The 11,793-nt window shown below is 72.2% G+C and carries 9 protein-coding genes and 1 other RNA gene; 1 reads left to right on the top strand and 9 read right to left on the bottom strand.

Annotated features, from left to right (window positions below; translation table 11 throughout):
* Both ABEB16_RS16590 and ABEB16_RS16585 read right to left on the bottom strand, forming a co-directional pair.
* A partial coding sequence (locus tag ABEB16_RS16590; protein ID WP_345713332.1) for a carboxypeptidase regulatory-like domain-containing protein occupies positions 1 to 2,795 on the bottom strand: 2,795 nt, incomplete at its 3' end.
* 81 nt (positions 2,796 to 2,876) lie between these two features.
* Entirely contained in the window at positions 2,877 to 4,397 is a 1,521-nt protein-coding gene (locus ABEB16_RS16585) for a Gfo/Idh/MocA family protein (protein ID WP_345713331.1), read from the bottom strand.
* Between the two features lie 286 nt (positions 4,398 to 4,683).
* Between ABEB16_RS16585 and ABEB16_RS16580 the strand changes: the two genes are divergently transcribed.
* Entirely contained in the window at positions 4,684 to 5,694 is a 1,011-nt protein-coding gene (locus tag ABEB16_RS16580; RefSeq protein ID WP_345713330.1) for a LacI family DNA-binding transcriptional regulator, read from the top strand.
* A 67-nt stretch (positions 5,695 to 5,761) separates the two neighbouring features.
* Here ABEB16_RS16580 and ABEB16_RS16575 read toward each other — a convergent pair whose 3' ends face one another.
* The 7 genes from ABEB16_RS16575 to ABEB16_RS16545 form a co-directional block, all read right to left on the bottom strand.
* On the bottom strand, positions 5,762 to 7,090 hold the full coding sequence (locus ABEB16_RS16575; protein WP_345713329.1) for an ABC transporter substrate-binding protein: 1,329 nt from the start codon (positions 7,088 to 7,090) through the stop codon (positions 5,762 to 5,764).
* A gap of 92 nt (positions 7,091 to 7,182) precedes the next feature.
* Entirely contained in the window at positions 7,183 to 8,103 is a 921-nt protein-coding gene (locus ABEB16_RS16570; protein ID WP_345713328.1) for a carbohydrate ABC transporter permease, read from the bottom strand.
* Entirely contained in the window at positions 8,096 to 9,031 is a 936-nt protein-coding gene (locus ABEB16_RS16565) for a carbohydrate ABC transporter permease (protein ID WP_345713327.1), read from the bottom strand. The genes ABEB16_RS16570 and ABEB16_RS16565 overlap by 8 nt, the downstream gene beginning before the upstream one ends.
* A 425-nt stretch (positions 9,032 to 9,456) precedes the next feature.
* Positions 9,457 to 9,821, bottom strand: a transfer-messenger RNA (tmRNA) gene (ssrA, locus tag ABEB16_RS16560).
* Positions 9,822 to 9,924: 103 nt separating this feature from the next.
* A complete protein-coding gene (gene smpB / locus ABEB16_RS16555; protein WP_345713326.1) occupies positions 9,925 to 10,398 on the bottom strand; it encodes an SsrA-binding protein SmpB in 474 nt (157 codons plus the stop codon).
* 132 nt (positions 10,399 to 10,530) lie between these two features.
* Positions 10,531 to 11,445: a permease-like cell division protein FtsX gene (gene ftsX / locus ABEB16_RS16550; protein WP_345713325.1), complete on the bottom strand. Its 915-nt coding sequence runs from the start codon at positions 11,443 to 11,445 to the stop codon at positions 10,531 to 10,533.
* A 37-nt stretch (positions 11,446 to 11,482) separates the two neighbouring features.
* A partial coding sequence (locus tag ABEB16_RS16545) for a cell division ATP-binding protein FtsE (protein WP_345713324.1) occupies positions 11,483 to 11,793 on the bottom strand: 311 nt, incomplete at its 5' end.

Genomic DNA, 11,793 nt, shown 5'->3' with positions numbered 1-11,793 from the left:
TCGGTGTAGGAGTACATCGCGATCTGGTTGGGGGTGCCGGTCGTGGAGGTGCGCTGCAGGCGCGCCTCGATCGTCACGGTCCCCGTCAGGTTCTGCTCCAGCGCGTTGTGGACGGCCAGGGTGCCCGCGCTGCTGCTGGTCTTGGAGATCCTGAGGAACTTGTTCCCGGCCCTGGCCGGGTCCTCCTCGATCGTGATCGTCCCCACGGCGCTGTTGGGCCGGGCCAGCAGGGCGCCGTCACCGGTGCCGGTGAAGGTCCCGGTGCCCTCGTCGTCGAAGGTCTCGTCGATGGCGTAGACGGTCTCGCCGACGACGGCGGCGAGCGTCAGGGCGAGGGTCACCGTGCGCGCGGCGCGGACGGTGACGCCCGGCGTCGAGGCGCTCTGGTACCCGTCCTTGGCCACGGAGACCGCGTAGCCCTCCCCGGCGGGCAGGTCGGTGAAGGCGAAGGAGCCGTTCGCGCCGGTCGTCGCCGTCGCGACCACCGACCCCTCCCTGGACGCGGTCACCGTCGCCCCCGCGACGGGGGAGGTGGAGGAGGTCACCGTGCCGACGAGGTCGCCGGTGGTGGCGGTGGTCGGCCCCAGCGGCAGGTCCGCGCTGCGCGTCGCGCGGTCCGCGAGCGTCACCGCGACCGACGGGCCGTCCGCGTAGCCGTCGGCGGACGGCACCAGGGCGTACCCCCCCACCGCGGCCTCGACCGCGTAGCGGCCGTTGCCGTCCGCGACCACGCTGCCGGTCCCGTACGAGACGGTGGCGCCGGGCACGGGCGCCCCCTCGGAGTCCCGGACGACGCCGGTCACCAGCCCCTTCCCGGCCGGGGGGACGTACGAGGTCGGGCCGACGGTCGGGGGGGCGGTCAGCGCCCTGCCGAAGAAGTCCCCGGTCACCGGCAGCCGGCTCTGGGTGGAGTTGCCGGTGACGGCGAACCCGGGGGCCAGCTGCGCGAGGTCGACGGGCGCGCCGGCCGCGACGAGCGGGGAGTCGGCGGCGGCGATCATCGCGTTGGTGATGGCCGCGGCCGGCTCGCCCACGAGCTTCGGGTCGCCCGTGACGGGGTTCGGGTCCTCGGCCGGGGGGACGACCTTCGGGCCGTGGTAGGAGTTGTTGCTGAAGAAGACGCCCGGGTACGCGGACTGGAACCGGGCGGACGTCACGTCGGCGCGGGTGTTGACGAAGACGTTGTTCAGCACGTGGTGCCGGTTCTTGTCCAGGAGGTAGCTCGCGGCGCTGCCGGAGGACTGGAAGAACCCCACGCCGTTGTTCTGCACCGGCTTCTGCGTGTTGTACATCAGGTTGTTGTGGACGACGTTCACGCCCGAGTCGCCGTGCGGGTTGATGTAGTTCTTGTCGACGTCCTGGATGACGTTGTAGCGGACCACCGCCGTGCTGAAGGAGAACCCGCACAGCAGGATGCCCTCACCGGACTCGTGGACGTAGTTGTGCTGGATGAGGATGTTCGACGTGCCCCGGTCGGGGTCGATGGCGTTGGAGTCGGCGGCGTTGACGCGCATCTCCACCTCCGCGACCTCGTTGTCCTCGACCACGACGTCGTCCGAGTAGTACATCTCGATCCCGGAGACGCCCGTGCCGTCGATGCTGTTGCCCGCGACCGTGGCGCGCTGGACGCTCGTCAGGTAGAGGGAGTTCCAGCCGTACTCGGTGTCGCGGTTCGTGAGGTAGTTGCCCGAGACGTCGACGTTCGTGTGCGGTCGCCAGTCCGGGTCCTCGGTGATGACGCCGGTGGTGCTGGCCTTCGCCACCGCGCGGTCACCCCAGCCGGGCTCGACGTCCCGGTAGCGGTTCTCGCCCATCCCGGAGAACTGCTTGAACGCGACGTTGGCGAACGCCGTGTTCGCGACGACGCTGTCCCGCACGCTGATGTCCTGGAACTGCGACGCGGTCTGCCCGTCGCCCTTGAGGCCCTCGAAGAGGATGCCGCCGGTGCGCTTGGAGCGGTCCAGGCCCGAGTTGCCGATCGACCACATGACGCCGCTGACGTCGTGGACGAACACGTCGTGGATCGCGACACCGCGCAGCGTGCCCGCGTTCTCCGCCTGCACGTGGATGCCGCGCAGGTCACCGGTCTTGGGGTTCTCCTCCCCCGGCAGCTGGCCCTGGTTCGCGCCCGGCTGGAAGGTGGTCGCGTCGAAGCCGTCGGTGACGTTGGTGATCTCGAGGTTGGAGACGTCCCAGTGCTGCTGGCCCGACAGCTGCAGCACGTCGTTGACCACGCCCCGGCCGTTGAGCTCCGGCGCGGCGCCGTCGCCGTAGCTGGAGAGGACGATGGGGCTGGCGGCGGTCCCCGAGCCCTTCGGCGCCAGCAGCGCGGTCGCGTCGGCGCCCACGACGTCGACCGGGGCGCCGCCGACCCAGCGGGTGTAGTCGTAGGCCTCCTTCGCCACGGCGTCGCCCTCGGCGGACCAGGAGCTGCCCGCCTTCAGCAGGATCCGGTCACCGGGGGCGAACGTGGTCGCGTTGACCTTCGCCAGGCTCCGCCAGGCCGTCGCCGGCGACCGCCCGTCGGCGGAGTCCGAACCACCCGCGGAGTCGACGTGGTACGTCACCCCGGAGCCCGCCGGCGCGGAGCCGTCCGCGACGGGCAGCACCCCGCTCGCGACCACCGCCCGGCCGTCGGCCGTCAGCCCGCTCTTGTCCGTGAAGCCGGTGGTCGGCACCGCGGGATCGGCGGCCGCGGCGGGGGCTGCACCCGCGACCGGGGCGGCGCCCGCGAGCACGGCCGCGGCCGCGGCGGAGGCCGTGAGCTGGGCGAGCCATCGTGTCGATCTCTTCATGACGTGCGGTCCCTTCCTGTCACTGCGGTCCCGGAGGTGTTCTGAACGACGCTGTTCGAGCGCACCCGCTCCGCACCGGCGTCAGCGGTGGGTCGCGGCGACCTCTCCGGCCTCGCGGGCGGTGGCGGTCGTGGCCCCGTCGCGCAGGTCGACACCGAGCTCGAGGTCCTCGACCAGCACGGGCCGGCCGGTGAGCAGGGACTGGTTGGCGGCGATGCCGACCGCGACGGCACGCACGCCGTCCAGGTAGCCGGCGGCACGGGCCAGGGGGTCCTCCCCCAGCCGCAGGTCGCGCCGGAACACGTCCTTGAGCAGGATCGCGTCCCCCCCGCCGTGCCCGCCGACGCCCGCGGGGATCGGCACCTCCCGGGTGCGGTCCCAGTGCGCCTGCACCGTCAGCCGCTCCCCCTCGGGGCGCAGCGGGTCCGAGGTGACCGCGCCGGGGGTGGCCGACGGGTCGAGCACCGCGTTGCCCTGCTCGTCGAGGGCGACGAAGCCCCGCTCGACGACCTCCAGCTCCGCCCGCCCGGCCGTGCCGTTGACCGTCACGCGGTAGCCCTCCCACGGCGCGTGCGCGTTGAGGGAGTACGTCAGCGTGGCACCGCCGGCGTAGTCGACCAGGACCGCCAGGTTGTCCTCGATCGTGACGCCGGGGGCGAACACGTCCTGGTCCCGCACGTAGCCGTCGTGGTGCTCCACGTCCAGGTACAGCGCCGCCAGCCGCGGGTCGGCGCGCAGGTCCAGCGCGAACGGGTCGCCCTGGGCGCCGGTGCCCCGTCGCGGCCGCCCGACCAGGCCCCGCCCGGCCGCCGCCCGGTCGCCGTAGAACCGCAGCGCACCCGAGGCGTAGACCCGGGAGGGCACGTCGTCGAGCCACCAGTTGACCAGGTCGAAGTGGTGGGAGCTCTTGTGCACGAGCAGCCCGCCGGAGTTGGCCTTGTCCCGGTGCCAGCGGCGGAAGTAGTCCGCGCCGTGCACGGTGTCCAGGGCCCACTCGAAGTGCACGCTCGTCACCTGGCCGACGGCGCCGGAGGCGATGACCTGGCGCAGGGTCGAGTTCCGCGGCGCGTAGCGGTAGTTGAAGGTCATCACCACGTCCCGGCCGGTCTCGGCCACGGCCGCGGTGATCCGCCGGCAGCCGGCCGCGTCCGTCGTCAGGGGCTTCTCCACCACCACGTCGGCCCCCGCGCGCAGCGCCCGGTCGACCAGCCCGGCGTGCGTGTGGTCGGGGCTGGTGACGACCACGACGTCCACGCGCTGCTCGGCGACCACCGCCTCCAGGTCCTGCGGCGCGCACCGGGGCAGCCCGGCGGCGCCACCGAGCCCGAGCGCGCTGCCGACCTGCTCGTCGTAGTAGGCCACGCGCCCGGGGTTCGGGTCGCACCAGGCCACGATCTCGCCGACGTCGGCGTGCTCACCGGTCAGCGCGGCCACGTACATGCCGGCGCGGTGGCCGGTGCCCACGACCATGTGGCGCCGGCGCGGCCGCCCCGGCGGCACGGGCGCGAAGTCGGGCACCACCCCGGGCCCGGCCGTCGTCGAGGCGCTCGAGGCCGGCAGCGGCGCCGTGGGGTTCTGGTCGACCGGCGGGTGCACGCGCATGGGGTCCTCTCACGGGTGGTGCGGCATCGGGGCGGCATCGGGGCGGCATCGGGGCGCGGGCGGGGCTGCACTGCGCTCACCCGCTGCCCCGCGTCGTCGGTCCGGGGGCGACCGGTCGCACCAGCGCGTGGTCGGCCCGGGCGAGCGGGACGGGAAGCGGTCGCCGCTGCAGCCGGTGCGACGGTGCGACGTAGCGGCTCTGCGACGACAGGAGCAAACTATGACCGTTCACAATCCTCGTCAAGGTTCGCGCTACGCTCGGACCCACCGCGAGGAGGGGATCGCATTGACGAGCGACGTCGGCACGCGCCGCCCGACCATCCGAGAGGTGGCGCGGCTGGCGGGGGTGTCGCACGAGACGGTCGCCCGGTACCTGCGGGCGGACACGCGGATCAAGGAGGCCTCGCGGGAGCGCATCGGGGCAGCGATCGCCGAGCTCGGCTACCGCCCCAACCTGGTGGCCCGCGCGATGCGCAACCGCCGCACGGGCCGCCTGGCCCTGCTGCTGCCCGCGGGCGTGGCGATCAGCTCGCTGGAGATGCTCGCCGGCGCCACCGACGCCGCGGGCGCGGCCGGTTACGTGGTCGAGGTGGTGACGCTCGGCGGACCGGCCGGCGTGCGCTCCGAGCGCGTGCTGGAGCTCGCCGACTCGGGCCTGTTCGAGGGCATCGTCTCGCTGACACCGCTGCCGGCCGGCCTCCTCGGCGCCGGCGCCACCCGCACCCCCGTCCTCGTGGCGCCCCACTACGACGAGCACATGCGCGGCATCGGCGCGCTGGCGGACGCCTCGTGCGTCGCGGACCTCGTCGAGCAGCTCGCCGAGCAGGGCCACACGACCTTCCTGCACGTCTCCGGCGACTACGCGCACACCTCCGCCCGCAACCGCAGGCAGGTGTACCTCGACACCATCGCCCGCCTGGGCCTGCGCAGCTACGCGGTCGTGGACTGCGACTGGGACTGGCGGCGGGCCTGGCGGGCGGTCCTGGACCTGCCGGCCGACTGCGGCGTCACCGCCGTCGTCGGCGCCAACGACAAGGTCGCCGCCGGCGCCGTCCGGGGTGCGCTCGAACGGGGCTGGCGGGTCCCGCAGGACCTCAGCGTGACCGGCTGGGACGACAACCCGCTCGGCGCCGTGATGCCGCCCTCCATCACCACGGTGGCCGTCGACCACGGGCGCCTGGGCCGCGCCGCCGTGTCCGACCTCCTCGCGTTGCTGCGCGAGGAGGCGCCCGCCGCCGACGAGCGGCCCATCACGCGGATCATCTGGCGCGAGTCCACGGGGCCCGCGCCGCGTTGAGGCCCCGGCCCGGCACCCGCGGGGCGGTGACCGGGCCGGGGTGCGCGCACCCCGGCCCGGTCCCGGCTCACGAGGCAGCGTCGATGGAGGACTGGACCTCGGAGATGAAGGCCTCGGCCGCGGCCTGCGGCGTCTGCCGCTCGAACAGCACCTCGAGCAGGTAGCGCTGGATGATCTTGTCCAGTTCGCTGGCGCCGTTGGGCACGATCTGCGGGGCGTCGCCGAGGTTCTCCGAGGCGGTGTCGACGAAGTCGACCGCCTGCTTCTCCTCGGGGGTCAGCGTGCCGGCGATGAACTCGCGGACCGAGGGGTTGGCCGGGATGCCGCGCTCCGTGCCGATCGCCGTGGCCGCCTCCTCGGAGTTGACGAGGAAGTCCACCAGCAGCGCCGCCTCGGCGGGGTGCTCGCTCTGGGCGGAGACCGTCCAGTACATGCCCGGCTTGAGGTAGAAGTACGGCTCGGCACCGGCGTCCCCCGCCGGGATGGGCACCGCCGTGAGCTTCGCACCGCCCGTGGCCGCCGCGTAGGCCGAGATCTGGGTGACCTGCGTGAAGGTCATGGCCTGCTTGCCCGTGGAGAAGTCGGACTGGTCGATCGCCACGGAGGCCTGCTCGGAGAACTGCGACGCCGACTGGGCGGCGCCGTTCTTGACCCAGTCCAGCGAGCGCTGGAAGTACGCCGCGAGGGTTTCCGGCGAGATCGTCACCTCGCCGTCGGTGAACAGCTCCTCGCCGGCCTGCCGGGCGGCCAGGCGCAGGGAGTACTCGTTGTTCCAGGGCGAGATGCCGGCGATCGAGCCCCCCGACTTCGCCCGCACCTGCTGCGCGAAGGCCGTCAGGTCGTCCCACGTCCAGGTCGTCGTGTCGGGCAGCGCGAGCCCGAGCTCGTCGAGGAGGTCCTGGTTGACGAGGATCGCGAAGGCCGTCGTGGACGCCGGCATCCCGTAGAGCGTCTCCCCGGAGCGTCCCGTGTCGAGCACCGACGCCTCGAGGTTGGAGGTGTCCAGCTGGGGCAGCGACCCCAGGTCGGCGAGCACCCCGCGGTCGGCGTAGGAGGCCAGGTAGAGCTGGTCCATCTGGATGACGTCCGGGGAGTTCCCACCGGCGGTCGAGGTGGCGAGCTTGTCCCAGTAGCCGGACCAGTCGGAGAACTCCCCGACGACGTCGATGGTGGGGTGCTGCGCCTCGAAGGCCTCGATGGCCTCCTGGGTGCGGGCGGTGCGGGCGTCCGCACCCCACCACGTCAGGCGCAGCGTCACGTCCTCGTCGCTGAGCGCCGGCGCGGAGCTGCCGGCCGCGGCCGGGCCCTCCGCGGTGCCGCACGAGGTCAGCCCGAGAGCCGTGGACAGGACGAACGCAGAGACCAGGACGCGGCGGGACAGCTCTGTCGGGCGCATGGTGGTGTTCCTTCTTCCGGTGCGGCGGTGGTGGTCTGGTCGGGCGGGAGCGGGGTGGGCGCGTCGCCGCGATCGGCTGCGCGCGGCGACGATCACTTGATGCCGGTCGTCGCGATACCGCGGATGAGGTACTTCTGGCCGACCGCGAAGACGATCAGCAGCGGCACGATGGAGACGACGCTCATCGCGAACATCGCGCCGAAGGAGGACTCGGACTGCGCGTCGACGAAGGTGCGCAGGGCGACCGGGACGGTGTACTTGTTCGGGTCGGTGAGGTAGATGAGCTGGCTGAAGAAGTCGTTCCAGGTCCACAGGAACGTGAAGATCGCGGTCGTCGCCAGCGCCGGCGTCATGAGGGGCAGCAGGATCTGGAAGAAGATCCGCCCGTGACCGGCCCCGTCGATCCGGGCCGCCTCGTCGAGCTCCTTGGGCAGCCCGCGGATGAACTGGACCATGAGGAAGATGAAGAACGCGTCCGTGGCCAGGAACTTCGGCAGGATGAGCGGCAGGAAGGTGTTGATCGCGTCGACCTGCGCGAACAGCACGTACTGCGGGACGATCACCACGTGGACCGGCAGCATGATCGTCACGAGCATGAGCGCGAACGCCGGCTTCTGGAACCGGAACCGCAGCCGCGCGAAGGCGTACGCCGCCATCGAGCAGGTGATGAGGTTGCCCAGCACCGAACCGGCCACGATGACGGCCGAGTTCAGCAGGTAGGTGCTGAACGGCTTGCCGAGCGCCGTCCAGCCGCCGGTGTAGTTCTCGACCTCGAAGGTGTCGAGCAGCAGCGAGGAGTTTCCGAAGATCGCCCCGTCGGGGCGCAGCGAGCTGACGACGAGCCACAGCACCGGGTACAGCGCCAGCACGACGACGGCCACCATGAACGCCTGCCTGAGGACGCTCCGCGCCCGGGCCGCGGCGCCGGGCCCGCGGGTCCGCGCCGTCTGCGCCGCACCGTCCTGCGGGGTCTGCGACGACGGTGCGGCGGGGAGGGTGACGGTGTCAGTCATCGTAGTGAACCCATCGCTTGGAGGCCCAGAAGTTGATGGCGGTGAAGACGCCGATGATCAGCACCAGCAGCCAGGCGAGCGCCGAGGCGTATCCCATGCGGAAGGCACCGAAGCCCTCCTGGTACAGGTACAGCGTGTAGAAGAGGGTCGCGTCGGCCGGTCCGCCGGTCCCGCCCGAGACGATGAACGCCTGGGTGAAGGACTGGAACGAGTTGATGACGGCCAGCACGAGGTTGAAGAAGATGATCGGCGTGAGCAGCGGCAGCGTGATCGCGCGGAACTGCTGCAGCAGGTTCGCGCCGTCCGTGGACGCGGCCTCGTACAGCTCGCGCGGGATCTGCCGCAACCCGGCCAGGAAGATGATCATCGGCGACCCGAACGTCCACACGTGCAGCAGGACGATCGTGGACAGGGCGGTGTCCGGGTCCGAGATCCAGCTCCGGTCCACCTCCAGGCCCACCGCGCCGAGCAGCTGGTTCACGAGGCCGTCCCCGCCGAACAGCAGCCGCCACAGCATCGCGATCGCGACGCTGGAACCCAGGAGGCTGGGCAGGTAGAACGCCGAGCGGTAGAACGTCAGGCCGCGCATGCCCCGGTCGAGCACGAGCGCCAGCGCCAGCGCGACGGCCAGCTGCCCGGGCACGCCGAACAGCACGTAGGTGAAGGTCACCGCCAGCGCCTTGTGCAGCCGGGTGTCCGTCAGCATGTGCTCGAAGTTGGCCAGCCCGACCCAGTTCGGGTCCTGCAGCAGGTTGTAGTCGGTGAAGGCCAGGTAGAGCGAGACGAGCATCGGCCCCAGGGTGAGCGCGAGCACCCCGACGACCCACGGCGCGAGGAAGCCCAGGGCCGCCCGGTCGTCCGGCGTCTCGGGGCGGGGCGCTCCCTTCGGCCGGCGCAGGGTCAGCTGCTGCAGCTCTGCCAGGCTCATCGCCGTGCTCCGATCCAGGTGTGGTGCGTGGGGGTCAGCGCGCCTCCGCCGGGCGCGAGGCGACCTGCGACCTGCAGGCCGGTCCCGTGGTCCATGAAGTTCCTTCGGGTCCAGGTCGTCCGGCCGTGCGCTCGTCGTCGGGCCGGTGGACGGTCGTGGGTCGGCAGCAGCGCCGACCTCCGGCGAAGAATATGAACGGTCACATCTTCGTGATCCGGGACGCTAGTGAACGCCCACCACCGCCGTCAAGCCTGGCCCACCGCGCCCGCCCCGGCGGCGGGACGCAGCTTTCGAGCGCGGCACCGGCGACCCGGCCGGCCCCTGCCGCCGACCAGGGACGGGCCCGGACGCACGGAAAGGCAGCCGCTCGCGTGGGCGAGCGACTGCCTTTCCGTGATCGTGACCTGCGCGTGCGCAGCTCACAGGGGTGGAGGTGGCGGGAATCGAACCCGCGTCCGCCGGCGTGGGACCAGGGCTTCTCCGGGTGCAGTCCGCTACTGGTCTACTCGGCCCCCACGATCACACGGACGAGTCGTGGCCGGGCCCAGCCGCGTTGGTTGTCCCCCCCACCTACGCGACCTCGGTGGGAGGTGAGCCTCCTGGTCGACGCCAGGATCCGGGGCGGAGGCGCACCCGGGCTGACGGACTCGCACTCGCTCAGGCAGCGAGGGCGAAGTCGGTGCGCTGAGAATCGGCACCTATTGGTTTGCACGGATCGTTGACGAGATGACCGTGCATCCTCGACCCGCTTCCCCTGCTTCGACGACCGACGTCGAAACCTGTCACCCCCTGTGCAGTTGTCAACACCGCCGCGCCCGGCGAGCCGGATGCGGCGACCGCGACAGCTTACTGCACAACGCCGGCTCCCGCCGGGGTGTTCCCCGGCCGCCCGCCTACTCCAGGTGCCGGCGCAGCGACATCGCGCGGTCGGCCTCGCGGCGGTCCTGCCGCTCGCGCAGCGCGTGCCGCTTGTCGTAGAGCTTCTTGCCCCGCGCCAGGGCGAGCTCGACCTTGACCCGGCCGTCGACGAAGTACAGCGACAGCGGCACCACCGTCAGGCCGGACTCGCGCAGCTTGCCCGCCCACCGGTCGATCTCCTCCTTGTGCAGGAGCAGCTTGCGCTTGCGGCGGGGCGTGTGGTTCGTCCAGGTGCCCTGCACGTACTCGGGGATGTGCACGCCCTCCAGCCACATCTCCCCGCCCTGCAGGCTGGCGAAGCCGTCGACGAGGGAGGCCCGGCCCATCCGCAGCGCCTTCACCTCGGTGCCCATCAGCGCGATGCCCGCCTCGTAGACGTCCTCGACGTGGTAGTCGTGGCGCGCCTTGCGGTTGCTGGCGATCACCTTGCGGCCGGTCTCGCGCGGCACGGTGCACCCCTCCCAACGGTCCTGCCCGGATGGTCCTGCCGCCCGGGGTCGCCGCGGGCGGGCGAGCCACTGTACGCACCGCACGCCGCCCGCGTCGCGCGCGTTCCGCCGGGGGTCCCGGCGGAACGCGCGTCAGACCCGCAGCCAGCGGCGGATGCTCACCAGGGACGCCAGCACGGCCAGCAGCGCCGCCAGGCCGAACAGGTACGGCAGGTGCTGCAGGACGTCACCGGTGTCGATCAGCCGGACGGTGAGCTGGTCGCGGCCGCCGAGGCGGCCCAGGCCCTGGTCGACGAGCGCCCACAGCGCCACCGAGGCCAGCGCGGCGCCCAGGACCGTCGTGATGAGCCCCTCCAGGACGAACGGCAGCTGGATGATCAGCCGCGAGGCCCCGACCAGGCGCATGATGCCGATCTCGCGACGGCGGCTGAACGCCGTCAGCCGGATCGTCGTCGAGACGAGCAGCACCGCGCAGACCAGCATGAGGGCGGCCAGCACCAGGGCGACGTACGTGGCCGCGTCGAGGGCGCTGAAGAGGGGGTCCAGGATCTCGTGGTCGTCGCGCACCTGCTCCACGCCCGCCGCACCCGCCAGGCCCACCGCGATCCGGTCGTACTGGGTGGGGTCCACCAGGTCGACGCGGAACGACTCCGGCAGGAGGTCCGCCGTGACGTTGTCGGTGACGGCGGAGTCGCTGAAGCCCTCGATGAAGCGCTCGTACGCCTCCTGCTTGGACTCGTAGTAGACCCGCTCGACGTCGGGCGCCAGGGCGCCCGTCTCCAGCTCCGCCCGGATCGCGTCGCGCTGGGCCTGGGTGACCTCCCCGTCCGGGCACAGCTCGACCGCGCTCACCTCGCCGCACAGGAACACCGACACCTGCACCCGGTCGTACCAGTATCCCTTCAGCGACTCCACCTGCGACTGCACCAGCAGCCCGGCGCCGAAGAAGAACAACGACACCATCGTCACCAGGACGACCGAGACCGCCATCGACAGGTTGCGCCGCAACCCGATCCTCACCTCGTTGAGCACGAAGCCCGCCCGCACGCCTGCTCCCCTCCTGCCCGTTCCGGCCCGTCCGCGCTCAGCGCGAGGACCCGTAGACGCCGCGGTCCTCGTCGCGCACCACGCGCCCGTCGTCGAGCTCGACGACGCGCTTGCGCATCTGGTCGACGATGTCGACGTCGTGGGTGGCCATCACGATGGTCGTGCCGGTCCGGTTGATGCGGTCCAGCAGCTTCATGATCCCGATGCTCGTGGTGGGGTCGAGGTTGCCGGTCGGCTCGTCGGCCAGCAGCAGCTGCGGGCGGTTGACGAACGCCCGGGCGATGGCCACGCGCTGCTGCTCGCCGCCGGACAGCTCGTGCGGGCGCCGCTTGCCCTTGCCCTCCAGGC

Origin of the sequence: Kineococcus glutinatus (assembly GCF_039542765.1) — a bacterium.
In the GTDB taxonomy this organism is placed as follows: domain Bacteria; phylum Actinomycetota; class Actinomycetes; order Actinomycetales; family Kineococcaceae; genus Kineococcus_A; species Kineococcus_A glutinatus.
The sequence above is the reverse complement of the archived record's forward strand: the minus strand, read 5'-3'. Positions and strand labels throughout refer to the sequence as shown.